Genomic DNA, 25245 nt, shown 5'->3' with positions numbered 1-25245 from the left:
GTTTTTTAAACTGCTAAATTATAAAAATCTTTTTTCATAAAGATGCCAGGAGCTTACACCTACCGCAATAACCACCAACATACATACCAAAGCCATTACAAATGGATTGTAATCTTCAAACAATCCTAAAGTCTGAAAAGTTCTGATAATAGGGAAGTGGAAGATATAAATCCCATAAGTGAAATCACCATATTTTCCGAAATTGTTCAGAAACTTAAATGAATAGGCGATATACATTACGATAACCCCGATCATCATTGGAGAAAAAAGCTGAACTTTTAAAAATAAGTCAATCCACACAGTAACGAATGCAATGATGAAAATAAGATTTTTATGTTGGATGAATTTATCAAAATTAAAGTAAATCAACATCCCAGGGATAAAATAGGATAATGTTCCAGGGAGCTGTTTGGCAATCGAAATTTTATTTAAAGATTCAAAATAATTGAGATAAATAAGTGATAAGAAGTATAGAATAACCAAACTTACATTTCTGTATTTATTGTTTTTTCCGAAAAGCAAAAACAACAGAGGAACCGCAAAATAGTAGCACATTTCTATTTTCAGTGTCCATAGGGCACCATTCACTGCTTGATTTCCAAAAACTCCGGGAAGCCAGGGTGCTTTAAAATTTAAAAATAATGAATTCCAAAATAGGTATTTATAAACTTGTGTATTGCTGAAATATTCAGTGAAGGAATAGGTACTTACCAGGCTTAATAAAATTGCGCATAAAAAAATAACCAATAAGTAGGCGGGAACAATTCTTCTGATTCTCTTTTTTAAATAGCTTTTCAGGCTTGAAGACCTTTCATAGCTCCTTGCAATAAGAAATCCGCTCACCGCAAAAAAGCCGAAAACAGCAATTTCTATAGGGCTGTGCTCAAAAATCTTGAGGTCAGGAGAAGCGCTGAGTGTGCCAAGATGTCCCAGAAAGACAATAAAGGCAAGGAGAACACGTATAAAATCAAAATTGTTTCTCGTTATATCCTGCATTTGTATTTTGTTTCCTGCAAAAATAACTTTTTTAATAGAATGAACGATGCTCATGTATTCATTATTTGTTAAATAAAGGGAAAATGGGGTGTCCCTATTTTTAAATATATATAAATAATCGCCGATGAAATAATTTTTCATAAAAAATAGTAATATAAATCAAAAAAATTATAATTTTAGCGCTTGAAAAAATTGATCTATGAAGAAATTAGCATTACTATTTGCAGGTTTATCTTTGTTTGCTGCCGCTACAGGCTGCAGCAGTGACGATGATACTGTTCTGGAAGCTCCTCTTGTTGGGACATGGCAACCGTTAAAAGAAGTAGTTACCACTGTGGAAGTTGGTGAAGACCCGGTTTCTAACACGATTACTTATACAGACTGTCAGAAACAGACAAGATGGTGGTTCAGCGCTGACTCCAAAGGAGGGAAAACGAACTGGGGAGATACTGCTACACCAGGTCAGTGTGCTATTCTTTCAGATATAAAATTCAATTACACTTATAATAAGGAAGGGAAAGATGTTCAGATGAAAATTCAGGGACTCGTAGAACCGCAGAATGCAAAGGTGATTACTTTGGATGCAACAACGCTCAATCTTGCGGTAAGAGAGGAGACTCAGGATCCTACTATATTCCAGACAAGAACATATACCTTCAAGAGAGTTACTCAATAATAGTATATACTTCAGGATATAAAACAGATCTCATCTCCGGATGGGATTTTTTTGTTGAGGGTAGAATTTGTAATTCATCATAATTTCAATTTCTATTTACTTTAAAATCATTAATTTTGTGAATCTTGACAAAAAGAAAAAATAATCAGTCTAACATATAACATATATATCAAGTGTTTTACGATCATCAGCAGATAGAAAAAAAGTGGCAGAAATACTGGGAGGAAAATCAAACCTATAAAACCTCTAATAACACAGACAAACCTAAGTTTTATGTACTCGATATGTTTCCGTACCCATCAGGAGCAGGCCTTCACGTAGGTCACCCGCTGGGATATATTGCATCGGATATCTATGCGAGATACAAAAGACATCAGGGGTTTAATGTACTCCACCCGGTAGGATATGACAGCTTTGGACTTCCTGCTGAACAGTATGCTATTCAGACAGGACAGCATCCTGCTATTACTACAGAACAAAATATCAACAGATATGAAGAGCAGCTGAGAAAAATCGGTTTCTCATTCGACTGGAGCAGGGAAGTAAGAACTTCGGATGCTTCTTACTATAAGTGGACACAATGGATTTTTATCCAGTTGTATCATTCGTGGTATAATAAAAATACGGATAAGGCAGAATCTATTGATTCCTTGATCCGGCATTTTGAAGAAAAAGGAACAGAAGGATTAAATGCCAATCAGAATGATGAATTAAATTTCACTTCAGAAGAATGGAAGAATGCTTCCGAAATTGATAAAGAAGACATCCTTTTAAACTATCGTCTTGCTTACAGAGCAGAAACGACAGTAAACTGGTGCCCTGCATTAGGAACTGTACTGGCCAACGATGAGGTGAAGGATGGAAAATCCGAAAGAGGAGGATTCCCGGTTTTCCAAAAGAAAATGATGCAGTGGAGTATGAGAATTTCCGCATATTCTGAAAGATTATTACAGGGATTAAATACGCTGGACTGGCCGCAGCCGTTGAAAGATTCTCAGGAATACTGGATCGGAAAATCTCAGGGAGCACAGGTTCAGTTCAAAGTAGAAGGACATGACGAGACTGTTGAGGTATTTACAACAAGGCCTGACACTATCTTTGGAGCAACCTTTATGGTATTGGCCCCGGAAAACCCTTTAGTGGAAACCATTACGACAGATGCTCAAAAAGTAGAAGTAGATACTTATATTGAAGAAACTTCCAAAAAAACGGAGAGAGACAGAATGTCTGACGTGAAAAACGTGAGTGGAGCTTTCACAGGAAGTTATGCAATCAATCCTTTCAGCAATGAAAAAATGCCGATCTATATTTCAGACTATGTGTTGATGGGATATGGAACAGGAGCAGTAATGGCGGTTCCGGCACATGATGAGCGTGACCATAGATTCGCTAAGAAATTTAATCTTGAAATCAAGAAAGTTGTAGAAACTGAAGAGGATGTTCAGGAAAAATCTTTTGACTCTAAAGATTCCGTTTGTGTAAATTCAGATTTTCTGAACGGATTACATTATAATGAAGCGAAAGCAAAAATAATTTCCGAGATCGAAACAAAAGGAATCGGTCACGGAACAACCAACTACAGACAGCGTGATGCTATTTTCTCAAGACAACGTTATTGGGGAGAACCTGTTCCTATATATTATAAGGATGGCATGCCTTACACGCTGCCAACTTCTGCTTTACCGTTGGAACTTCCTGAAGTTGAAAAATACTTACCTACAGAAGATGGAGATCCACCGCTAGGAAATGCAAAAGAATTTGCATGGGATGAAGCTAACCAGAAGGTAGTTGCTACAGATCTTATTGATGATAAAACAATTTTCCCGTTAGAATTATCTACGATGCCTGGTTGGGCAGGAAGCTCATGGTACTTCCTTAGATATATGGATCCGAATGATGAAGAAACTTTTGTTAAAAAAGAGTTAGCAGATTATTGGGGACAGGTAGACTTATATATAGGAGGAAGCGAACATGCAACCGGCCACTTATTATATTCCCGTTTCTGGAACATGTTCTTAAAAGACAGAGGTTATATCAGCCATGATGAGCCATTCCAGAAATTGATCAACCAGGGGATGATCTTGGGAATGAGTGCATTTGTGTACAGAATTGACGGAACGAATCAGTATGTATCTAAAAATTTAGCTAAAGATTACCAGACTCAGCAGATTCACGTAGATGTATCCTTATTAAAAGGAACTTCTGACGAATTGGATACTGAAGCCTTCAAAGCATGGAGACCGGATTATGCAGATGCAGAATTTATTCTGGAAGACGGAAAATACATCACAGACCGTGAAGTAGAAAAAATGTCCAAGTCAAAATATAACGTAGTAAATCCTGATGACATCTGTGAAGAGTACGGAGCAGACGGCTTACGTTTATATGAAATGTTCTTGGGGCCACTGGAACAATCCAAGCCTTGGAATACACAGGGACTAAGCGGAGTATACGGTTTCCTTAAAAAATTCTGGAATCTTTATTTCAACGGAGATGTATTTGAAGTTTCAGATGAAGAACCTACAAAAGCAGAATACAAAGTTTTACATACCTTAATAAAGAAGGTAGTATATGATATTGAAAACTTCTCTTTCAATACATCCGTATCATCATTTATGATTGCTGTGAATGAGCTTCAGAAAATAAAATGCAACAAACGCAATATTTTAGAACCGCTTGCCGTTATCATTTCTCCGTATGCTCCTCACATCTGTGAAGAATTGTGGAGTTTACTAGGACACGGTACATCGATAGAATTTGAAAAATTCCCGGCATTGAATGAGGATTATCTGGTTGAAGATGAAATTGAGTATCCGGTAAGCGTAAATGGTAAAATGAAGTTCAAAATTTCGCTTTCAGCTCAATTATCTGCCAAGGAAGTGGAAGATTTGGTGATTTCGAACGAGAAAATGCAACAGATTTTGGAGGGTAAAACCCCTAAAAAAATCATTGTAGTCCCTCACCGTATTGTGAATATCGTAATTTAAAAAAAAATTAACATTGGGAAATTAAAAAAAATGGGTGTCTTATTTTTTTGATTTTTTAATTCAAATGTTAAATTTGGAAAAAATAAATAAAATAATTTAAAATAATTATTATTTCGAAATCGTATTAAAATTTCTTTATCAAAAAAAAGCAAAATGTTTAATTAAGACTCTTGCATTTTAATTAATTTTGCCTTTAATTTACACCCTGTAAAATTTTAAAACAATATAATTTAGTTAAATATGGAAATGAATGTTTCAAAAAATGATGAGCAAGTAGTTGCTAGAAAGGCAGGAGGTTTAAATCCAGCTGTTATTATTCCTATTCTATTTGCTATAGGAGTATGTATTTATTTATTCGTTCTTGGTAGCCCAGGAAACTTTAAAGATGCAGATAAACTAGGAAGTGGTTCTGTAGCTTTTTCAAGTGTTGAAGGAAAAGACATTCACCCAGAATCGTTTTTAGGTATTATCTACAAAGGAGGGGTTATCGTACCAATCTTGATTACTTTCATGATTACTGTAATCGTTTTCTCTTTTGAAAGATATTTCGTTCTTGGTAAAGCAGCTGGAAAAGGAAACTTAGACAACTTCGTTGTACAGGTAAGAAGCTTACTAAACCAAAACAAAATCGACGAAGCTATCGAAGAGTGCGACAGACAACAAGGTTCTGTTGGTAACGTGGTAAAAGAAGGTCTTACTACTTACAAAGCACTTTCTCACGATACTACATTAAATAAAGAGCAGAAAATGGTAGCGCTTAACAAAGCTATCGAAGAAGCTACTACTCTTGAGATGCCAATGCTTGAGAAAAACATGATGATCCTTTCTACTTTAGGTACTGTTGCAACGTTAGTAGCACTACTTGGAACGGTAATCGGGATGATCAAGGCGTTCTTCGCATTAGGTTCAGGAGGTGGTACTCCGGATGCTGCTGCTCTATCTACTGGTATCTCTGAAGCCTTGATCAACACAGCTTTAGGTATTGGTACTTCAGCAATCGCTATTATCCTTTATAACTTCTTTACATCTAAAATTGACGGATTAACTTACAAGATCGACGAGATCTCTATGAGTATCCAACAGTCTTTCGCTGAATTCAACTAAGAATTAGCAAGATATTTGCATTAGCAATTAAAAGAAGTTTAATTAAAAATATTTTATAATAATGGCGAGAGTCAAACCAAAAAGACATGGAGTAATTACGGACATGACTGCAATGTGTGACGTTGCGTTCCTACTCCTTACGTTCTTTATCTTGACCACTCAGTTTAAAAAACCTGACGTGGAGCAGATCAAACCGCCATCTTCAATTTCGGAAAAATTGCTTCCTGATGCTAGTTTAATGACTATCAACGCTACTCCGGACGGAAAATTCTATTTCCAGCCAGTAGAAAATGCATCAGAAAGACTTGCACTTTTGGATAAAATGGGACAAAAGTATGGTATTACTTTTGACAACAACCAAAAAGCAGCTTTCCAGAAAATTCAGGCAATTGGAGTTCCAATGAACCAACTTAAAGGGTATTTGGATCTGCCTGCAGATGAGCAGAAAAATTATAAGAGTCCTACAGGTATTCCTATGGACAGTACAAATAAACAATTAATTGATTGGGTAAAAGAAAGTTTGAGCGTTAACCCTGACTACAAGTTAGCTATTAAAGGTGACGTTACAACTGAGTATCCTAAAGTTAAAAGTCTATTTGAGGGTTTAAGAGATATTGATTTTCTTAAATTTTGGTTGATTACATCACAAGAAGGTAAACCTAACGAATAATATCGATAGAAATGGCAGAAGTACAAGTACAAGAGAAAGGCGGCAAGGGCGGCAAGGTCCGTTCCAAGAAGCAAAGTACCAGAGTCGATATGACTCCGATGGTGGACTTGGGTTTTCTATTGATTACCTTCTTTATGTTCACAACTACGTTCAGTAAACCGAACGTTATGGATTTGGGTCTTCCGGCTAAACCGAAAGATGAAACAAAAAAACCACCTCCAACAGAAATTAAACTTTCTAACTCAATTTCTATCTTATTAGGAAAAAATAACAGAGTTTTCTGGCACCAGCAGGATGCTACTTCCTTGAATGACCAGACTCTTATGGAAACTACCCTTGATAGAGAAGGAATTAGAAAAGTAATTCAGCAGGCAAAATCTAGAGCTGCAGATCAAACGAAATTTACCGTGATCATTAAGCCAACTGACGATGCTGTATATAAGAACTTTGTTGATATTCTTGATGAAATGGCAATTACCAAAAGTGAGCAGTACGGGGTTACTGATATCAAACCTTGGGAAAAAGCTATTTATGAGAAAAAAGTAGGAGGTGCTGCTGCACCGGCTGCTGCTACAAAGTAATTTAACCATAAAATTGTTATATCTAATCTATGGCAGATGAAAATGTATACGGTCAGAATCTTACTTTAGACGAGATCGTATTTGAAAATAGAAACAAGGAATATGGTGCCTATGATCTTAGACATCAGTATCCGAGACTTTTAACCAAGTCTTTTATTATCGGAACAGCATTATTCCTTTTGGCAGCTTTGTCTCCGTTCATCTATCTTACGATTAAAAATCTTACAGCTCCGCCTAAGCAGGAAGTGAAGGCAGATCTTGTAGATATTATCGAAGAAGATCCGATTATCGAGCAGCCTAAAGAAGAAGAACCACCTCCACCACCTCCACCTCCAAAAGAAGAGGAGAAAATTGAGGTAATTCAGAACGTAGTTCCTGAGCCTGTAAAAGCTCCGAAAATTGAAACTCCACCACCGCCGATTTCTAAGCAGTTGGAAACAACAACTGGTTTACAGAATCAGGAGGGGGTAAAAGCTCCAGCTTATACACCACCACCGCCGCCACCATCTACAGGTACTAAAGCAAGTACAGTAGAAGTAAAAGCGAACAACCCTAACGAGATCTATAAAGATGTTGACCAGTCTGCAGAATATCCTGGAGGTATGGGAGCATTGAGAAAGTTCCTGGGTGATAACTTTGATACTTCTTTGATGGAAGGAGGTGAAGGAACACTTAAAGCGAAGCTTAAGTTCGTTGTAGAAAAAGACGGTACTGTTTCGAACGTTACTATTGAAGAAAAATCTCCAAACGGCGACTTCAACAGTGAAGCGATGCGTGTAGTTAAGAAACTTAAAAAATGGACTCCTGCGAAGAGAAACGGGGAGAGTGTTAGATCTTACTATAGCGTACCATTTACGATGAACTTTGAATAAGACTTATTTATTCAAAATATAAATAAAAAGAGAGGCTTATGCTTCTCTTTTTATTTTTTTTGGTATTTTTGTTACATGATGTTCAATTGGTTATCCCTGGTTACGGGATTGTTTTATATCGTTTTAGGAATTGTAGTGATTGTCTACAAATTCTTCTTTACTATTTTAGAGCCAGCTGTTGCTTATGCATTGGGAGTGGTGCTCATTATCTATGGTATTTTCAGAATTTACAGAGCGATCTCAAGAATTAAAAAATCGAGAAATGAAGAATAGTTTCAAGCTTGCAGTAATTTTTGTACTGAGCATAATGCTTGCAAGCTGCAAAAAGGAGAAAAACGCTCCTTCCTATCACAAAGGTGATCTTACCATTTTTACCGACGAATCTTTTCAAAGCGTTACAGAAGCATTAGCCGAAGGCTATATGATCAACTATCCTGAAACACATATCAAAGTAGAAACGAAGAAAGAAGATTTAGGACTTCTTGATCTTTTGAAAGGAAGTGCTAAAGTGGTGGTGATGTCCAGAAATCTTAATCCTGAAGAAATTAAAACATATGAGGATAGAACAGATCTGAAGTTCCTTCCTGCTAAATTTGCTGCGGATGCGGTGGTTTTTGTTGTCCCTAAAGATTCTCCGAAAGAGAGTATTTCAATGGAAGAAATCAGCAACGGTCTGATGTCTGATAAAAAAGAATTTATTTTTGACGGAACCAACTCCAGTAACCTGAATTTTGTTGCAGAGAAATTAAAAAAACAGCCAAAAGACCTGAAATTTTCCATTATTCCGGGAAATCAGAAGATTATAGAGGAACTGGGAAAATATCCTGATAAAATAGGCGTTATCGGATTGAATACTTTCAGCCGTCCCTATGATAAAACTTCAGAAAAGCTGAGAGACATGGTGAAGGTACTTCCTGTGATAGAGAAAGGAAAATCGTATACTGCAGATTTTGATGGACTTCGCACGATGGAATACCCGTTTACCAGAGTTCTTTATTTCCTGATTAATGAAGGTAACTTTAATATTGCCAATGGCTTTATAAGATTTTCATGTACCCATTTAGGACAGAAAATTGTGCAGAAAGAAGGCTTACAACCTTATAACATTTATAAGAGAGAAGTTCAGATGCGTTAAAAAATATTAAATTCACAATTTGTCCTTATTAAAAATTTTGATTTGGTCTGAAAATTGTGTATAATAAAACTCAATTATTAGAAAATATAAAATGAAAGATATAATGAATATGAATGTAAAGAAGATTGCTTTTGGAGCAGCCGTGGTATTTTTTACCGGTTTTGCCTCTGCACAAACACTGCAGGATGGTATCAACAGTATAGACAGTGATAAATTTGCGCAGGCAAAAACAAACTTCACTGACATGATCGCTAAAGAGCCTACAGCTGAAAACTACTTCTATTTGGGAAATACTTTCTTAAGACAAGGAGAGCCGGACTATGCTAAGGCAACTGAAAACTTTAACAAAGGATTAGCTGCAGACGGTAAAAGCTATCTGAACAAAATTGGTTTGGCTGCTGTTAAATTAGGTAAAGGCGATAAAAATGCTGTTGCTGAAATTCAAAAAGTAGTAACTGATTCAAGAGAAAAAGATGCTGAAGTTCTTTTCAGAGCAGCAGAAGCTTTAACTTTATTCGAGAAAAACAGTTCACCGGACCTGGCAATCCAGTTTTTGACTAAAGCTATTGAGAAAGCTGAGAAAAAAGGTGTTCCTGCACATTATTATTATACATTAGGAGATGCTTACAGATTGAAAAGATCTCCGGGAGAAGCTATGTCTGCTTACGACAAGGCGTTACCTGTAGCTAAAAATAAAGCTTCAGTTTACACGAGAATGGCTACTTTATGGATGGCTGCTCAAGTATGGCAAAAAGCGAAAGAAAGCGTTGATAAAGCAATTGCTGTAGATCCTACATACGCTCCTGCGTACAAAGCATTGGCTGGTTACGATATCAGATACCAGCAAAATGCAAAGGCTACTCAGGACCTTATCAACTATACAAAATATGCTGACGAAGATCCATATACCCAATTAGAAATTGCAAAACTATATTTCACGAATGAAGATTATGCAAACTCTAAAATGGTATTAGATAAGATTTTTGATAAAATTGATGATCCTATCAAATTCAAATTGAGAGCTTATAATGCATATGCAGATAGAAATTATGCAGACGCTAAGCAAAATATGGATACTTTCGTTTCTCAGGCTGAGAAAACAAGAATATTGCCTGCAGACCAAGGTTTACAGGGGCTTATTGCTGCCGGTTTAGCAAAAGATGAAAAAGATGCAGCAAAGAAATCTGCTTTAATGGCTGAAGCTCAGCAAAAAGTGGGTATTGCAAAAGCTGCTAAGGATGAAACAATGAAGTGGGATCTTGAATTGGCAAACATCGCAGGTGGTGGTGGAGCTTCTCAGGCAGAAGCTGATAAAGGACCTACTAATCCTGAAATTGAAGCATTGAAACAAAAAGTTGCTGCCAACAGCCAGGATTCTGATTCATTATTTAAATTAGCAACAGCTTACCAGGATGTTAAAAACTGGAATGGAGCAATCCTTACATGGCAAAAAATGTCAGCACTTCTTCCTGATTGGGCTCCGGCATATTACAGCCAGGGGTATTCTTACCAGCAGGCAGGAAACAATGAAGCAGCAAAATTGGCTTATGAGAAATTCATCAGTACGGTAAAACCAGCTGATCAGGAAGCGAACAAGCAAACTCTTGCTTATGCTTACTTTGCGGTAGCATACATGAGCAAAGATTCCGATGCTGCAAAAGCAAAAGATTATGTAGCTAAATCTTTACAGCTAGACCCTACTTACCAGGATGCTGTAAAATTAAATGCAGAAATCAACAAGTAATTTAAAATTTAAATTATAGATATTAAAACTTCCCATGCGTAATGTTTGGGAAGTTTTTATTTTAAATCCTATCTTTGAGTTTATGAAAACTGATATACTTGCTTTTGGTGCACATCCTGACGATGTAGAACTTGGATGTGGCGGAACTATTGCTAAAATGGTTTCTGAAGGGAAAAAATGCGTTGTTGTAGATCTTACCAGGGGAGAGCTTGGGACAAGAGGTACGGATGAAACCAGAAAGACTGAAGCAGCAGATGCAGCCAAAATCCTGGGGCTTTCCGCAAGAGAGAATCTTGGGATGAAAGATGGATTTTTGGTAAATTCCGAAGAATATCAAATGAGGATCGTAAAAATGATCCGCAAATACAGGCCAGAAATCATCTTGGCTAATGCAATTGATGACAGACACCCGGATCATGCAAAAGGAGCGAAATTAGTGTCGGATGCGTGCTTTTTGTCCGGACTGAGAAAAATTGAAACTGTACTGGAAGGCGAATCTCAGGAAGTGTGGAGGCCAAAGCATATTTTTCATTATATTCAGTGGAAAGATATTAAACCGGAATTTGTTATTGACATTTCAGAGTATCTGCCTAAAAAACTGGAAGCTTGTATGGCGTACAAAACTCAGTTTTATGACCCAACATCTAAAGAACCTGAGACTCCCATTACCACAAAAGACTTTTATGAAAGCTTAACGTATCGCGCACAGGATTTAGGGCGGTTATCGGGAGTTGCTTACGCTGAGGGCTTTACGTCTGAAAGATTAATTTCTTTGAAAAATTTTGATGGAATTGTTTGGTAGTTGAGGAAATTGTCCTATATTTGCACTCAGAAAACGGTGATTGTAGCTCAGTTGGTTAGAGCGTCGGATTGTGGTTCCGAAGGTCGTGGGTTCGAGACCCATCATTCACCCAAAGGAAGTACACTTTTTGAAAGTGTACTTTTTTATTTTTATACTAATTTCAGTAGTCACTGACGTTTCTTTTTTTACTTTTTTCTCTAAAATTTTTCACGTATTACGTTTATAATCTTGAGCCAACGTATAAAAATGGTATTCTTTGATCCTTTAAAATAAATTCATGGATTGATGATTGAAACTTTTATATTTGTCTAGCCGGCTTCAAGGGAAATATTTCTCTTGAAGATGATCTCAAAAATCAAAACTATTACTATGAAAAAGCTCTTTACAATTCTCACGTTATTATTTGTTCTACAGTCTTATGCTCAATCTTACTATAAAAATCTATTTGATGAGAAGCATTATGATACATCTTTAGGCAATTCAGACAGCCCTGATCAGGCTGAGTTTGCTTGGGGTGTACCTGCCCATATGGAAGCATTAGTATTAATGTATGAAAAAACGCATGATCCTAAATATGCTAATACTTTGATACAATGTATGGGTAATGTAATTGATAGAAGGGACGATCTTAGAGGTCAGGTGCCTGGTCTAAATCAAATTTTTGATTATCGTAATGTTTCAGGTGCTGCCTGGTCGCATAATCACTACAATTATCCAAAGGCGGATTCGGGAAAGACTTACGCTCATTTAGTACATAGTGCAAACATAATTTACCCTATGGCTAAGTTTGCTGCTATTATTAAAAATGATAGTAGTATTCAAAATATATTATATCAGTCAGGAGGGCGTTATAATGATATGACTTTTAAAAATATTGCTGATGATCTTAAACAAAAGATAAAAGAAACGCTTCTTTATCACAAAGGGCAATGGTTTACAGAGTATAATTCTAATCCTAATGATAGTATAGGTTATTATAAAGAAAGAGATTCTCTTAATGTTAATAATAATCCTCCAATAAAGTATAAAGGTGTAATTGCTCCCTTTAATATGCAAAGCGCTATGGGAAGGGTTTTGGTACAAATGTATAGAGCAACAGATGATCAAAGTTATCTTAAACAGCTTAATAAAATTGCTAATTTTTTAAAATTAAATACTTCTGTCAATAATAATCTAGGGTCATATACTTGGATATATTGGAATCATTTTTATTTACGTGATGATATATCCCATGCAGGCTTAACGGTGAGTTTTCCATATGAATGCTATAAATATAATATAAAGAATAACTCCAACGATTCTCTTTATACATCTTTAGATATGGAGAGATATGTTAAAACTTATACAAAAGATATTTATCAGGGACCTTTAGCAATAAATGATGCAGTGAATTATAATGGGTTAAAATGGAATATTAAATATAGTACTATAAATAATCTTCCAACAGATATTAATACTAAATATGGCGCATATGTTTCTTACATGTGGTTATATCTCTCAGCGGAATATGATAAAAAAATATATCAGATAATCGCAGACTTACAAGCGGCAAAAAATTATTATGATCATATCAATGTAGAAGGGTCTGCCTTAACACTTGCACTTTTAGCAACTTATGAAAAATTTATTGTACCTGTGAATACTTATCATTTGTGGGGAGAAGATTCTGATTGGAGAGGTGTAGCAAAGGGTAATTTTGATGGAGACAGTGATGATGAGTTTGTGAAAATCAGGAATTATGATGGGTTGATAGGTACTTTGGAACCTGATGGTAAGAGCTTTCATACTGTTACAAACAGTATCGCTTATGGTTATAATTATAATTGGAAAGGATTGGGTGCTGGTGATTTCTTTGGAGATACTAAAAGCGAAATCATTGCATTGAGTGATCATGCTGATTTTAATAAGAATGGCTTTTATATTTTTAAAATTGAAAATAACCAAATCGTTGAGCAGTCAAAATTTACAGGGTTTGGAACAGACTCAGATTGGGTAGGAATCACTGCAGGAAATTTTATCAGTGGAGGCAAAGATGATTTTGTTGCAGTGAGAAATTATAACAAAGAAGTAAGAGTGTATAAATTTAATGGTACTGATCCTGAATTGGTTTATTTTAATCAGCTCAATCTGCCTGCAAATTCTAAAATTAAAGCGGTGGCAGCCGGTAATCTTGATGGAGTTGGTAAGGATGAAATTGTATTGCTGGTTGATGCTGATGATTATATGCAGAATGGGGTGTATGTTTATAGTATTGATGATAATGGAGTAATGACTCTTATTGATAAATCTATAGGGTTCGGGGCAGCTTCAGATTGGAAAGGATTAGCTGTTGGAAATCTGGATGGTGATGAAGCAGATGAAATTATTGCTCATAGAAACTTTGATGGAGATTATAAAGTTTTTAAAATGAAGGAATCAAATGGGGTTAAATATTTAGAGAATATTGGGATTGAAAGCTTTCCTGCTATGCAAACCCAAAATAATGTAATGTGTTTTGGAAACTTCGATTCAAGTTCAAAAAATGATGAACTGGTTACCCTTAGAAAAGATGGTGGGATAGTGATGTTTTCGGCTGCAAAAGTTGTCAAAAATCATCCTGCTGCCAATAAGCAAGCAGATCCATGTCAGAATGAGGTGCCAGATGTGTTATACAGTTTCCTGAAATCAGCACCTTTCGATAAAGAAGATTCAAAAGAAATAGTATCAGTAAAATACGGAAAAAGGAAATAACTAGTTAATATTCAACAGAAACGGGCTTTAGCCCGTTTTTTTATATATAACAATTTCAGAGCATAAAAAAAGCATCTTTTTCAGATGCTTGTGTTTTTAGATATTCTTTTTTAAACTTCGTCGTCAGAATCAATTGTAAAAGATCTGCTTTTGAAGTCTTTGTCATGTTTTTCTGAAATTACATCCTCACCCTTTTCATTAATGATGAAATCTGTGGACTCATTAAACATCTCCTGGAAACTTTTAAAATCTTCCTTGTAAAGGTAAATTTTATGCTTCTCGAATGTAGCTTCCCCATTCTCTCCGAAATTCTTCTTACTCTCAGTGATTGTAAGATAATAATCTCCTGCTTTCGTCTCGCGCACATCAAAGAAATAAGTTCTTCTTCCTGCTTTTAACACCTTCGTGAAAATCTCATTTTCATGGCGTTCCTTGTATTCACTCATTGTTAGATATTTTTTAATCTTGTTAAGAACAAATATAAAAGAATTCTTTTAATCACAAAATTTTTTTTATGATTTATTTAACAATTGAGAACGAAATGGCTAAGCGGTTACAGAATTGGCAATTTCAGTAAGGTTGATAATTTGATGGGCTTTTTGAGCGCTAGACTCTCTGTGTGTGATAATTATGGAAGTGGCATTACTGATTTTTCTATCAATATTTTCCAGAATATTCTGCTCAGTTTCTGTGTCTAAAGCAGACAAAGAATCGTCAAAAATGATAATATTGGGGTCCTTAATTAAGGCTCTTGCGATACAAATTCTCTGCTTTTGTCCCCCCGAAAGCATTACTCCGCGTTCACCAACAAGTGTTTTATATTGATCTTTAAACTCTACAATATTTTTATGAACATCTGCAATTTTTGAGTATTCTACTACTTTCTCGTGAGAAGGATGATCAATGGCAAAACCGATATTATTTTCAATAGAATCAGAGAATAAGTAACTTTCCTGAGGAATATACCCGATAGAGTTCCTGTAGTTCTCCAGATTATGATCCTTTAGGTTTTTGTCATCAATTAAAATTTCCCCTTCTGTAGGATCTATTAATCGGCATAACAGCAAGGCAATTGTTGACTTTCCACTTCCGGTTTTACCCATAATAGCTAAAGATTCCCCGGCTTTTACTTTAAAGCTTAAATTATCCAGTGCCTTGATTCCCGTATTTGGATATACATAAGAAACATTTCTGAATTCAATATCTCCTTTGATAGGATAGTTTTCAAAATGAGTATTAATGATCTCGGATTTTTTATCCATGAATTCATTGATCCTCTGCATAGACGCTTCAGCTCTCTGATTCACAGAAGTTACCCATCCTACCATAGAGAATGGGAAAATCAGGGTGTTGATATACATGAAGAAATCAGCAATCTTACCGATACTTAATTCTCCGGCAATATATTTGGCACCCCCAATCCAGATGATGGCCACGTTTAATAAACCGATAACGAAAAGAATAATGGTGAAGAAATACGCTTCTGTCTTGGCCAGATCCAAGGCTTTGTTTTGATAATCAGTAACTTTGATGCCATAGTTTTTTTCGATATATTTTTCTCTGGCGAAAAATTTTACCACACGGATTCCGGAAAAGCTGTCCTGTACAAAAGTTGAAATCGCAGACTGGCTTTTCTGCATGATCTTTGACTTTTTATTGATAATTGAGCTTACCTTATAAATAGCATACGATAAAAGAGGAAGAGGAAGTAAAGTCCACATCGTCATGGAAGCATCTGTTTTTACCATGTAGATCGCGGTTATCAATACTAGGACAATCAGATTGGCTACATACATCACCCCGGGACCAAGGTACATCCTTACTGCAACAACATCTTCGCTCAATCTGTTCATTAAGTCTCCGATAGTCGTCTGTTTATAATCCGTTAAAGATAAATCCTGGTAATGTCTGTAAATTTTATTTTTAAGCTCATATTCTATTCTTCTTGACGCAACAATAATAGTCTGTCTCATCATAAAAGTGAAGAATCCGGTTAAAAGAGAACATCCTACAATAATTCCAACATAGATTAGAACCTGCTGGTTGAAGCCGAGATTCCCATTTTTTGTAAGCTCATCAACAGATTTTCCTACAAACTGAACCTTATATATATTAAAGAAATTACTGGCGATGATAAAGAGTACCCCCCAAAACAATAGTATTTTGTGTTTCCAAAAATAAGGGTTTAAGGTTTTTAGCGCTTTCATATAGTTTGACAAAATTACAAAAATGTCATCACACTACGAATTTCATCAATTTTAAATTTTGTATCTTTGCAGCCATAAAAAAGCTCTTTGAATGTTAGGAAGACGACAAATCCGTGAAAAAGTAGTACAGACCGTGTATTCTTACTACCAAAATCCTGTAAAATTTGATGTTTTAGAGAAAAACATGTTTGCCGGGATAGAGAAAATCTATTATCTATACATCTATCAGCTCAACTTTTTGGTGGGTCTGAAAGATTTGGCAGAGAATCAGATCGAAATTGGTAAGAATAAATTTCTTAAAACTGATGCTGATATTAATCCTAACCAAAAATTCATCAACAACCAGGTATTGCGTAAGCTGGAAGAAAATCCTGAAAGATTATTTTTTACAGGTCAGCACAAGCAATTGAAGTGGGATATGCATGATGACTTGTTGGTAAAAACTTTCCAGAGAATTACTGCTGGAAAACGTTATCAGGATTTCATGAAAGAAGAAGGATATTCTTTTGAGGAAGATCAGAAATTTATTGGGAAATTATTCTTAAGATATATTGCTGAGAATGAAGATTTTCATGATTATTTAGGTGATAAGGAACTTTCATGGTATGATGATATCCATATCGCCAATTCAATGGTACAAAAAACGATCGGTTTCCTGAGAGAAGATGAAGAAAGCAGAACTTTGATCAAAATGATTAAAGATGAAGAAGATAAAACATTTGCTGCAAAATTGTTGAGAGATACCCTGAATAACTGGGAAAACAATGAAAAGAAGCTGGAAGAAAGACTCGAAAACTGGGATCTGGAAAGAGTTTCTCTTATGGATAAAGTAATTTTATCTACAGCTATTGCAGAGCTTGATAACTTTGCTTTCACACCTTCAAGAGTGATCATTAATGAATATATTGAAATTGCAAAAGTATTTGCTACAGATCGTTCCAATATCTTCATCAATGGTATTTTAGATAAATATTGTAAAGATCAAAATAGAATATAAAATGAAAAAGACGTTATCAATTATCGCCTTGTCAATTATAGGCTTTGGGTTAGTTTCATGTAAAAAAGAAAACAAAGAAACTCAAAGTGCTGAAACTGCAACTACTGATTCTGCAGCTGTTGCGGCTCCGGTAATCACTGATTCTACAGCAGCAGCTGTAACCGGTGAAACGGCAGCTCCGGTTTCCAACGAACCATCTACTTCTGTAGCTTTATCTGAAAACAGCTTTGATTTTGGTAAAATCAAAAAAGGAGATAAAGTGGAGCATGTATATGAAATTACCAATACAGGGAAAAATCCATTAATTATTTCTGAAGTGAAGCCTGGATGCGGATGTACAGCTCCTGATTTTACAAAAGAGCCAATCATGCCGGGTAAAAAAGGAAAAGTTACTTTGCACTTTGATTCTTCAAGCTTCGACGGAAATGTTCAGAAGTATGCTGACGTTTTTGCAAACGTGGAAAAATCGCCAATCAGATTAACGTTCACTGCGAACATTCAACCATAATATTTAAAATATGTTGACATTATTTTTACAGGCACAGCCACAAGGATCTTCATCAATGATGCTGATTATGATGGGTGTGATGTTCGTAGGGTTTTACTTCCTGATGATCAGACCTCAGATGAGAAAACAGAAGCAGGAAAAAAACTTTCAGGAAAACCTTAAAGTAGGAACAAGAGTAGTTCTTACATCGGGTCTTCACGGAAGAATCGCTCAGGTTCAGGATGATGGTTTTGTAATCGAAACATTATCCGGAAAACTGAAATTCGAAAAAGCGGCGGTTTCAAGAGAAATGACTGAAGCGCGCTTTGGAGCAAAATCTGCAGATAAGGCAGATGACAAAAAAGAAACAGCAACTGAAGAAAAAAAATAATTCAGTCTGAAAATAGTAAGCTGCGGCGGGTGAACTTTGTTCACCCGCCGCAGTTTTTTTATAAGCTTTTGATCTCATAAGCGGTATTTGCTTCCCGTATTTTTAATATGTCTGGCGGTTTTCATATCTAATTAGGAAAGCAATGAGCGGGATTAGTATTTAATAAAAAAATTATCTTTGCCTTATGAATCAAAACACAAACAAAACCGTTCTAATGCTGGGCGCTAATTCAGATGTAGCGAAACAATGTATGATACAATATGTTGAAAAAGGATTCACTGTCATTGCTGCTTCCCGAAATACAACATCTTTGGATCATTTCATTGATTCAAACAATCTTGACCGCTCAAAAGTTTCTGTTTTGTATTTTGATGCTGCTGATTTTGATTCTCATCATCAGTTTTATTACAACCTTTCTGTAAAGCCTCATATTGTAGTCTATGCCGCAGGATTTTTAGTAGATAACCAAAAAGCTCTCACTGATTTCAAAGGAGCAAAGCAAATGATGGAGGTCAATTATATGGGAGGGGTGTCTATTCTGAGTATTATTGCAATGGATAAAAGCAATACGAACCTGGAAAGAATAATTGGTCTTTCATCCTTGTCAGGGGTAAGAGGGAGAAAAAGCAATTTTGTCTACGGAAGTACAAAGGCTGCATTTACGCAGTTTCTGGCAGGTCTGAGGCAGGAGTTGGCTTCCCGTAAAATCATTGTGAATGCTTTGGTTATCGGGTATATCAGAACAAAAATCAATGAAGGATTGGAACTGAATCAATCTCTGATTATGGAGCCGGATTATGTGGCGAAATTTATTGTAGGTGCAGGTAACTCTTTTACCATTGTTCCAAATTTTAAATGGAAAATGATTTATCATATTCTTAGGCTTTTACCGGAAAGTCTCGTTGCGAAATTACCTTAAGGAATTTTCATTAATATTATTTTTCTGTAATAGCAGACATTTCGGTATCGTTTTTGTAATTCTATGTCCCAAAAATTATTTCTTCCTGCAAGATTCAGTTTCTGAATGATTATTGAATAAAGCTGAAACATTCTTTTTCTGTTGTCAATCTATTTTAAGGATAAATATGATTCACCTTCGCTCAGGTAGGGAAGGGTAGAATTTTTTTTTCAAATCCTGCAGAAGATATCAATGCTGTATTGATATAAATAGTAACACATAGTATAAAAATGGACGATTTAGAATTGAACAAGATTCAACAACACTGGGATACCTTAATTTCTTCAGCAATTTCATGGGCACCGAGGATTTTTACTGCAATCATTTCTGCATTATTAATTTACCTGATTGGCTCATGGATGATCAGAATGATCAAAAAGCTGGTTGAAAAAGCTTTCAAAAAACGAAACATGGAAGCTTCACTCCAGCACTTTCTTTTAAATATTATCAACTGGGGATTGAATATTCTTTTGTTCATTGTTGTTGTAACGCAGCTTGGAGTACAGACTTCTGCATTTGTCGCCATGATTGGTGCCGCAGGTCTGGCAGTAGGTTTAGCGTTACAGGGATCCTTAACAAATTTTGCAGGTGGAATTTTAATTTTATTATTAAAACCTTTTAAAATTGGAGATTTTATTTCTACCAGTTCAGGCGTGTCAGGAACTGTACAGGCTATTGATATTTTTCATACAAAACTGGTTACACCGCAGAACCAACTGATTGTTATTCCCAACGGAGTAGTATCAAATAATAGCATTACCAATTTTACCCAGTTGGGAACAAGAAGAACATCATTGGACATCGGAGTTGCTTATGATGCGGATCTTAGGCAGACCAAGGATATTTTAATGGAAGTTATTAAAAATAATCAATATGCTCTTGAAACGCCCGCGCCACAGGTAGTAGTAACAGAGCTTGGAGATAGTGCTGTTAATGTATCGGTAAGAGTAAGCACTTCCACTGAAAACTTCTGGACAATGAATGAAGAACTAATCATCGGTTGTAAAGAAGCACTTGATAAAGCAGGAATCGGAATTCCTTTTCCTCAAAGAGATGTGCATATTTACAATCAATAATTATATTTAATTTTTTTTAAGAAGCTCCCGCATTATTGTAATGTGGGAGTTTTTATTTTTCTTTTGTAGAATGTTGCTGAAGAAAATCTAATAAAATTTTATATTCATTCTCCTTAAACTCGGCTTCCGTAAAAATGAAATTAATATTTTTATTAACCATATTTAAAATAAGGTATTGATCAACTATTTTATAATGAGTTTTATCCCAGACGCAGTTGATTGTATTGAATGGATTTTTAACAGTAATACTATCCTGATGAAGTGTTATAAAGCTTATTTCATCATGTTTTTTTCTAAGATCATCAATTTGTTCTTCGATTAATTTAAAGGTTTTATTTTTAGTATTGAAATACTGATATAATAGAAGGAAAATATATCCTATAAATAAGAAACTACCATATTTAAAAATAATGGAAACAGGACCAAGATTCAAAGATTTTATAGGAAGAAATCCTAATGCCATGAATAGAACAGCATATATGATTGCTTTTTTTAGTTCAACAAAGTGCTTTTTCCATGTATACTGAAAGAAAAATTTCTGATTTTCTCTTTCTATCTTTTCATTGAAATATAACTGTAATTTGATTGAATCATCCATGGGTAAAAGCTTTGCGGGCAAAAATAAGAAATTAATCAATATTCTGCAGCAGCTCCAAAGCCTTTATCATATCAATTCCTTTACCCAAAACCGGTTTGAACAAGTCTCCTTTCTCTTTAATTCTGTCAAGAGCATTGTCAATAGTAAAATCTGTAGGTTTCATTCCCGGTTTCAATTCGTCCCATTCCAGAGGCATGGAAACTGAAGCTCCTGGTTTCGGCCTGAGACTGTATGCGCTTGCCAGGGTTTGTCCTGTTCTGTTCTGCAGATAATCAAGATAAATTTTTTTATTATCCCTTTTTTGAAGACTTCTTTCTAAAGTAGTAATCTTAGGCAGTTTTTCATTCACCTGCTTCATGAGGATATGAGCGAAATCTTTAACCTGGTCAAAATCATATTTACCGCCCATCGGAATATAAATGTGAATTCCCGTACTCCCTGAAGTTTTGCAGTAGCCTTTTATTTTAATTGATTTTAAAACTTCATTCACCTGAAGCGCCGTTTCAATCACCTCATCGAATGTATTCTTTGAAGAAGGATCCAGGTCTAAAACCAGATAATCAGGATGCTCAAGATCAGGTAACGAACTGTTCCATGGATTGAGATCTATACAGCCTAAATTATTCAGATAGGCTAATGTTGCTTTGTCATTACAATAAATATAATCAATGTATTTATCATTAGATTCAGAATATACCTGTGTGGTTTTTATCCAGTCAGGAACATGATCTCCTGCGTCTTTCTGATAAAAACCCTGCTCTTCAATTCCATTGGGAAAACGGTTCAGAGAAAGCGGACGATTCTTTAAGTAAGGTAAAATATACCGGGCTACGGATTGATAGTATTCAATAACATCTCCTTTCGTAATATCATCTTTAGGAAAATAGACTTTATCCTGATTGGTAAGCTTTACAGAATGCTGGTCTAAGGTAACCTCTTTTTCTTTCTCAGAAACCTTTGTCTTTTTTGGTGAAGCTTTTGTATTCATATCTTTAGATTTTTCGGTGAAGGATGGATTTTTAATATCTTCCGGGCTTTTATCATCCCTGATTGTGATAAAAACCGGATGTCTGAAGATTCCGTCCTTGGTAATTTCAGAATATTTGATTTCACATACCAGCTCAGGTTTTACCCACGTTACCGGCATATTGGTCTTGGGAGCTGTTTCAAATGGAGATGACTTTACAATTATTTTCTGAAGTCTCTCATACACTTCTTTTAAAGAAGCCGTATTGAAACCTGTTCCTGTATGACCACAGTAAGTAAGCTGCCCATCGATAAATTTTCCTAATATCAACGCTCCGAAGCTTTCCCGGGATCCTCTGGGTTCCGTAAAACCACAAATAATGACCTCTTCTGTATTGGAAAATTTGATTTTAAGCCAATCGGTGGTTCTGTGATTTTCAACATACAGGCTGTCTGCCCTTTTTGCAATCATCCCCTCCAGCTGCATTTCTTTCATTTGTGCAAAAAACTCAATGCCCTTTTCAGGAATATGATCGCAATACTTGATCCGTTCGGTTTCTGTCAGAGCCTCTTTTAAAAGCTCTTTACGTTGAATTAAAGGCAGATCTTCTGTAGAATGACCATTGAGCCATAGAATATCAAAAACCTGATAGGCAAGGGCGGCACCAGGGTTATCCCCGATTTGTTGCAAAAGCTGAAAATCAGGCCTTCCCTGTTCGTTATAGACCACAACTTCGCCATCCAGGATCATACTGTGTTTTTGTTGGCCGAAATCCTGAGCAATTTTGTCGAATTTTGATAAAAAGGAAATTCCATTCCGGGAATAGAAAAGCGGAGTATCATGGCTGAGATCTGCGATAGCTCTGTAGCCATCCCATTTTATTTCAAAGATCCAGTCTTTATCATTGAACGGTTCCTCTGAAAGTTTAGCCAGCATAGGTTTAATGAAAGACTTGAGCTTTTTTTCATTCGTTAAAGAATTGAAGTTTCTGAAAGGTTTTTGAGAAGTTACGACTTCTTTTTTTCTTTTATTTTTAGGTTTTTTTTTTCCTCTAAAAATTGGGTAACCAGAGATTTTGGTGAAGTGTTTTCTTCAGCATCGTAAGGACTTTCTGCAAATTCGTCCTTATGTTTAATAAGCAACCATGAGTTGTCATCATTATTTTTCATTTTAACCAGAGCAAATTCACCTTTCAGCTTTTTGCCATGCAAAATAAATTTTAAAGAACCGGCATAGAGTTCCTTCAGAAGTTCTTTTTCATCAGAAAGTTTAGAATTTTCTTCCAGAGGTTCATAAGTTCCGCTGTCCCATACTTCCACTTGTCCGGCTCCATAATTTCCTTCCGGAATGTTTCCTTCAAAATCCTTATAATCGTAAGGATGATCTTCTACCATCATGGCAAGACGTTTGTCTTTGGGGTCTAAAGACGGGCCTTTCGGAACAGCCCAGCTCTTCAGTACACCTTCCATTTCAAGCCGGAAGTCATAATGAAGTCTGGAGGCTGCATGCCTCTGAATCACAAAAATCAGTTTGTCTTTGCTTTTCTTTGTTTTTCCTTTAGGTTCGCTGGTTTCATTGAACTTTCTTTTGTTATGATAATCTTTGAGAGCCATTACGATGCGGATTTGGATTTAGAGGTATTCAGGCTGGCTTTTAATTGGGCCATAAGGTCAATCACTTTACCTTCTTTTGCAGGCTGCGCTTTTTGGGCTTTTACGTTTTTGCCTTTTGCTTTCTGCTTGATGATCTTCATCAGCTCATCAGAATAGGTATCTTTATACATTGCGGGATCAAATTCCTGAGAAAGCTGTTCAATCAGGCTGACAGCCATCTTCAACTCTGCAGGTTTCGGAGCTTTTTGGGCAGGAATTTTTAAATCTGAATAGTCTCTTATTTCCTGATCAAATCTCAGGCGGTTAAGAACCAGTATGTCGTCATTGTAAGGACGGATCATCCCAATAGCTGCGCTATCACGGAGTACGAAAGTCCCTATTCCTACCATAGCTGTTTTTTCAAGAGCTTTTAATAAAAGTCTGTAGGCATTTTCACCATTTTTCTGAGGTTCCAGATAATAAGGAGTCTCAAAATACATACTGTCTACTTCTACTTCCTTTACAAACTGGTCAATAGAAAGGATTTTTGTTTTCTCCGGGCTTGCAGCCTCGTAATCTTCTTCATCAAGAACGATATATTTGTCGTCCATGAGATAACCTTTCACAATGTTTTCCCATTTTACTTCTTTTCCTGTATTTTCATTTACTCTTTTGAACCGGATATTTGAAAAATCAGATTTGTCGAGCATATCGAGATCCAGTTTTGTGGTTTCCGTGGCGGAATAAATTTTTACAGGAATGTTGACTAATCCGAAGCCAATTGCGCCGTTCCAAATTGCTTTCATTGTCTTACGTTTTTAAAAATCAAGCAATTAATATGCCGACAGAAGCCCGTGTGGTACCTTTCATGGACTTTGTTGCCAAATGACAATTGTTTTTATCTCCGACTTTTATATCTTTATATTTCCGCAATCCGTGGTGATATCAAAATATGGAAGAGCTTTTTACTTATATCAAAAAATTCGGAACACTGAATCCTCAGGACGAGCTGCTGATTGCTGAAGGAATTCAGGAAATGACAGTAAAAAAAGGAGAGCCTTTTATAGAAGCCGGGAAAGTAAGTCAGAGAATTGCCTTTGTGAAGGAAGGGGTTTTCCGGTCTTTGTATTACAACAAGCAAGGTGATGATTTCACACGGTATTTTATTTACGAAGGGCGATTTATCGGAGATTTTCAGGGCTTTACAGATCAACTGCCCGCGCATGAAGATATTGAAGCGATTACCGATGCTGTATTGCTGGTCATTGACCGTGAACATTTTAAAATTCTGGAAGAGAAAATTGCGGTATGGCCTGTTTTGTTTGCAAGAATCCATGCTTTTGTAGTGGAAAATAAACTGAAGGTCGCCAGTATCATGCTTAATCAGGATGCGAAATCACGGTACATTCATTTTTTAAATCATTATCCCGGCCTTGCCAACAGAGTTCCTCAATCTATGCTGGCTTCTTACCTTGGTGTTACACCGTCTTCGCTGAGCAGGATCAGGAGAAATATTGTCTAGAACTATTATTGATAAATGATAATTGATAGATGATATTATTTTGAGTGGGAGAGTAAGAGGGTTTGTGAGTTTACTAACTTCTAAAATCTAGCTTCTAGTTTCTCAAGAAATCTCTTTTTGTCAAATGACAATGGTCTTTCCTGCTGACTGCCA

At 36.0% G+C, this 25245-nt stretch carries 24 protein-coding genes and 1 tRNA gene; 18 read left to right on the top strand and 7 right to left on the bottom strand.

The annotated features are described in order from the left end of the window. Positions 1–18 precede the first annotated feature (18 nt). Positions 19–1050, bottom strand: a complete 1032-nt coding sequence (locus tag AC5YGI_RS08680; RefSeq protein ID WP_454511221.1) for an acyltransferase family protein — start codon at positions 1048–1050, stop codon at positions 19–21. Positions 1051–1195: 145 nt separating this feature from the next. On the opposite strand from AC5YGI_RS08680, the gene AC5YGI_RS08675 reads away from it, so the two are divergent. The 12 genes from AC5YGI_RS08675 (at position 1196) to AC5YGI_RS08620 (ending at position 14297) form a co-directional block, all read left to right on the top strand. Further along, positions 1196–1672 carry a lipocalin-like domain-containing protein gene (locus AC5YGI_RS08675; protein WP_330743872.1) on the top strand — a complete coding sequence of 159 codons (477 nt, stop codon included), beginning with the start codon at positions 1196–1198 and terminating at the stop codon, positions 1670–1672. Between the two features lie 173 nt (positions 1673–1845). Continuing rightward, positions 1846–4659 carry a leucine--tRNA ligase gene (leuS, locus tag AC5YGI_RS08670; protein WP_330743870.1) on the top strand — a complete coding sequence of 938 codons (2814 nt, stop codon included), beginning with the start codon at positions 1846–1848 and terminating at the stop codon, positions 4657–4659. 240 nt (positions 4660–4899) lie between these two features. After that, positions 4900–5763, top strand: coding sequence for a MotA/TolQ/ExbB proton channel family protein (locus AC5YGI_RS08665; RefSeq protein ID WP_076594929.1), 864 nt, complete (start codon positions 4900–4902; stop codon positions 5761–5763). Positions 5764–5824: 61 nt separating this feature from the next. Further along, on the top strand, positions 5825–6433 hold the full coding sequence (locus tag AC5YGI_RS08660; RefSeq protein ID WP_047435560.1) for an ExbD/TolR family protein: 609 nt from the start codon (positions 5825–5827) through the stop codon (positions 6431–6433). 11 nt (positions 6434–6444) lie between these two features. Continuing rightward, on the top strand, positions 6445–7014 hold the full coding sequence (locus tag AC5YGI_RS08655) for an ExbD/TolR family protein (RefSeq protein WP_110008287.1): 570 nt from the start codon (positions 6445–6447) through the stop codon (positions 7012–7014). Positions 7015–7043: 29 nt separating this feature from the next. After that, the gene (locus tag AC5YGI_RS08650; RefSeq protein ID WP_062675757.1) at positions 7044–7886 is read left to right on the top strand and encodes an energy transducer TonB; all 843 of its coding nucleotides are present in this window, start codon (positions 7044–7046) and stop codon (positions 7884–7886) included. A 75-nt stretch (positions 7887–7961) separates the two neighbouring features. Next, a complete protein-coding gene (locus tag AC5YGI_RS08645) occupies positions 7962–8159 on the top strand; it encodes a DUF308 domain-containing protein (protein WP_171006307.1) in 198 nt (65 codons plus the stop codon). Further along, positions 8149–9021 carry a PstS family phosphate ABC transporter substrate-binding protein gene (locus AC5YGI_RS08640; protein ID WP_330743862.1) on the top strand — a complete coding sequence of 291 codons (873 nt, stop codon included), beginning with the start codon at positions 8149–8151 and terminating at the stop codon, positions 9019–9021. Before AC5YGI_RS08645 ends, AC5YGI_RS08640 begins: the two co-directional genes overlap by 11 nt. A 91-nt stretch (positions 9022–9112) precedes the next feature. Then, positions 9113–10765, top strand: a complete 1653-nt coding sequence (locus AC5YGI_RS08635) for a tetratricopeptide repeat protein (protein ID WP_330743860.1) — start codon at positions 9113–9115, stop codon at positions 10763–10765. Positions 10766–10847: 82 nt separating this feature from the next. After that, the gene (bshB1, locus tag AC5YGI_RS08630; protein WP_496167996.1) at positions 10848–11567 is read left to right on the top strand and encodes a bacillithiol biosynthesis deacetylase BshB1; all 720 of its coding nucleotides are present in this window, start codon (positions 10848–10850) and stop codon (positions 11565–11567) included. A gap of 35 nt (positions 11568–11602) precedes the next feature. Next, a tRNA-His gene (locus AC5YGI_RS08625) sits at positions 11603–11678 on the top strand. 258 nt (positions 11679–11936) lie between these two features. After that, on the top strand, positions 11937–14297 hold the full coding sequence (locus AC5YGI_RS08620; protein WP_330743857.1) for a hypothetical protein: 2361 nt from the start codon (positions 11937–11939) through the stop codon (positions 14295–14297). Positions 14298–14407: 110 nt separating this feature from the next. Here the strand turns inward: AC5YGI_RS08620 and AC5YGI_RS08615 are convergent, their stop codons facing one another. Continuing rightward, a complete protein-coding gene (locus AC5YGI_RS08615; RefSeq protein ID WP_027375472.1) occupies positions 14408–14743 on the bottom strand; it encodes a DUF3276 family protein in 336 nt (111 codons plus the stop codon). A gap of 99 nt (positions 14744–14842) precedes the next feature. Then, entirely contained in the window at positions 14843–16504 is a 1662-nt protein-coding gene (locus AC5YGI_RS08610) for an ABC transporter ATP-binding protein (protein WP_330743849.1), read from the bottom strand. 91 nt (positions 16505–16595) lie between these two features. On the opposite strand from AC5YGI_RS08610, the gene AC5YGI_RS08605 reads away from it, so the two are divergent. The 5 genes from AC5YGI_RS08605 (at position 16596) to AC5YGI_RS08585 (ending at position 20413) form a co-directional block, all read left to right on the top strand. After that, complete coding sequence (locus AC5YGI_RS08605) at positions 16596–17501, top strand: transcription antitermination protein NusB (RefSeq protein ID WP_110008282.1); 906 nt, start codon at positions 16596–16598, stop codon at positions 17499–17501. A 1-nt stretch (position 17502) separates the two neighbouring features. After that, on the top strand, positions 17503–18009 hold the full coding sequence (locus AC5YGI_RS08600) for a DUF1573 domain-containing protein (RefSeq protein WP_330743847.1): 507 nt from the start codon (positions 17503–17505) through the stop codon (positions 18007–18009). 10 nt (positions 18010–18019) lie between these two features. Further along, a complete protein-coding gene (gene yajC, locus AC5YGI_RS08595) occupies positions 18020–18379 on the top strand; it encodes a preprotein translocase subunit YajC (protein WP_002976292.1) in 360 nt (119 codons plus the stop codon). Positions 18380–18563: 184 nt separating this feature from the next. Further along, entirely contained in the window at positions 18564–19298 is a 735-nt protein-coding gene (locus AC5YGI_RS08590; protein WP_330743843.1) for an SDR family NAD(P)-dependent oxidoreductase, read from the top strand. A 269-nt stretch (positions 19299–19567) separates the two neighbouring features. Next, positions 19568–20413, top strand: coding sequence for a mechanosensitive ion channel family protein (locus AC5YGI_RS08585; RefSeq protein WP_202841532.1), 846 nt, complete (start codon positions 19568–19570; stop codon positions 20411–20413). Positions 20414–20465: 52 nt separating this feature from the next. Here AC5YGI_RS08585 and AC5YGI_RS08580 read toward each other — a convergent pair whose 3' ends face one another. The 4 genes from AC5YGI_RS08580 to ku all read right to left on the bottom strand — a co-directional run bounded on the left by AC5YGI_RS08580 (position 20466) and on the right by ku (position 24376). Beyond that, positions 20466–21011, bottom strand: coding sequence for a hypothetical protein (locus AC5YGI_RS08580; RefSeq protein WP_330743840.1), 546 nt, complete (start codon positions 21009–21011; stop codon positions 20466–20468). A gap of 31 nt (positions 21012–21042) precedes the next feature. Next, entirely contained in the window at positions 21043–22914 is a 1872-nt protein-coding gene (gene ligD, locus AC5YGI_RS08575) for a DNA ligase D (RefSeq protein WP_496167994.1), read from the bottom strand. 71 nt (positions 22915–22985) lie between these two features. Further along, on the bottom strand, positions 22986–23591 hold the full coding sequence (locus AC5YGI_RS08570; RefSeq protein ID WP_330743838.1) for a DNA polymerase ligase N-terminal domain-containing protein: 606 nt from the start codon (positions 23589–23591) through the stop codon (positions 22986–22988). After that, a complete protein-coding gene (gene ku / locus AC5YGI_RS08565; RefSeq protein ID WP_120232730.1) occupies positions 23591–24376 on the bottom strand; it encodes a non-homologous end joining protein Ku in 786 nt (261 codons plus the stop codon). The genes AC5YGI_RS08570 and ku overlap by 1 nt, the downstream gene beginning before the upstream one ends. Positions 24377–24522: 146 nt before the next feature. On the opposite strand from ku, the gene AC5YGI_RS08560 reads away from it, so the two are divergent. Next, a complete protein-coding gene (locus tag AC5YGI_RS08560) occupies positions 24523–25092 on the top strand; it encodes a Crp/Fnr family transcriptional regulator (protein WP_227944166.1) in 570 nt (189 codons plus the stop codon). Positions 25093–25245: the final 153 nt, after the last annotated feature.

The sequence above is a fragment of the Chryseobacterium sp. CS3K3.1 genome (assembly GCF_059515165.1).
This window is presented reverse-complemented; position numbering and strand designations above follow the sequence as displayed.

Excerpts from the sequence above, each read along its gene's own strand:
- AC5YGI_RS08570 (WP_330743838.1), bottom strand. The coding sequence starts at position 23,591 with ATGGCTCTCAAAGATTATCATAACAAAAGAAAGTTCAATGAAACCAGC.
- ligD (WP_496167994.1), bottom strand. The coding sequence starts at position 22,914 with ATGCTGGCTAAACTTTCAGAGGAACCGTTCAATGATAAAGACTGGATC.
- ku (WP_120232730.1), bottom strand. The coding sequence starts at position 24,376 with ATGAAAGCAATTTGGAACGGCGCAATTGGCTTCGGATTAGTCAACATT.
- AC5YGI_RS08615 (WP_027375472.1), bottom strand. The coding sequence starts at position 14,743 with ATGAGTGAATACAAGGAACGCCATGAAAATGAGATTTTCACGAAGGTG.
- AC5YGI_RS08665 (WP_076594929.1), top strand. The coding sequence starts at position 4,900 with ATGGAAATGAATGTTTCAAAAAATGATGAGCAAGTAGTTGCTAGAAAG.
- AC5YGI_RS08580 (WP_330743840.1), bottom strand. The coding sequence starts at position 21,011 with ATGGATGATTCAATCAAATTACAGTTATATTTCAATGAAAAGATAGAA.
- AC5YGI_RS08600 (WP_330743847.1), top strand. The coding sequence starts at position 17,503 with ATGAAAAAGACGTTATCAATTATCGCCTTGTCAATTATAGGCTTTGGG.
- AC5YGI_RS08590 (WP_330743843.1), top strand. The coding sequence starts at position 18,564 with ATGAATCAAAACACAAACAAAACCGTTCTAATGCTGGGCGCTAATTCA.
- AC5YGI_RS08585 (WP_202841532.1), top strand. The coding sequence starts at position 19,568 with ATGGACGATTTAGAATTGAACAAGATTCAACAACACTGGGATACCTTA.
- AC5YGI_RS08675 (WP_330743872.1), top strand. The coding sequence starts at position 1,196 with ATGAAGAAATTAGCATTACTATTTGCAGGTTTATCTTTGTTTGCTGCC.
- AC5YGI_RS08645 (WP_171006307.1), top strand. The coding sequence starts at position 7,962 with ATGATGTTCAATTGGTTATCCCTGGTTACGGGATTGTTTTATATCGTT.
- AC5YGI_RS08635 (WP_330743860.1), top strand. The coding sequence starts at position 9,113 with ATGAAAGATATAATGAATATGAATGTAAAGAAGATTGCTTTTGGAGCA.
- AC5YGI_RS08605 (WP_110008282.1), top strand. The coding sequence starts at position 16,596 with ATGTTAGGAAGACGACAAATCCGTGAAAAAGTAGTACAGACCGTGTAT.
- AC5YGI_RS08650 (WP_062675757.1), top strand. The coding sequence starts at position 7,044 with ATGGCAGATGAAAATGTATACGGTCAGAATCTTACTTTAGACGAGATC.
- yajC (WP_002976292.1), top strand. The coding sequence starts at position 18,020 with ATGTTGACATTATTTTTACAGGCACAGCCACAAGGATCTTCATCAATG.
- AC5YGI_RS08660 (WP_047435560.1), top strand. The coding sequence starts at position 5,825 with ATGGCGAGAGTCAAACCAAAAAGACATGGAGTAATTACGGACATGACT.
- AC5YGI_RS08655 (WP_110008287.1), top strand. The coding sequence starts at position 6,445 with ATGGCAGAAGTACAAGTACAAGAGAAAGGCGGCAAGGGCGGCAAGGTC.
- AC5YGI_RS08610 (WP_330743849.1), bottom strand. The coding sequence starts at position 16,504 with ATGAAAGCGCTAAAAACCTTAAACCCTTATTTTTGGAAACACAAAATA.
- bshB1 (WP_496167996.1), top strand. The coding sequence starts at position 10,848 with ATGAAAACTGATATACTTGCTTTTGGTGCACATCCTGACGATGTAGAA.
- AC5YGI_RS08560 (WP_227944166.1), top strand. The coding sequence starts at position 24,523 with ATGGAAGAGCTTTTTACTTATATCAAAAAATTCGGAACACTGAATCCT.
- AC5YGI_RS08680 (WP_454511221.1), bottom strand. The coding sequence starts at position 1,050 with ATGAGCATCGTTCATTCTATTAAAAAAGTTATTTTTGCAGGAAACAAA.
- AC5YGI_RS08620 (WP_330743857.1), top strand. The coding sequence starts at position 11,937 with ATGAAAAAGCTCTTTACAATTCTCACGTTATTATTTGTTCTACAGTCT.
- AC5YGI_RS08640 (WP_330743862.1), top strand. The coding sequence starts at position 8,149 with ATGAAGAATAGTTTCAAGCTTGCAGTAATTTTTGTACTGAGCATAATG.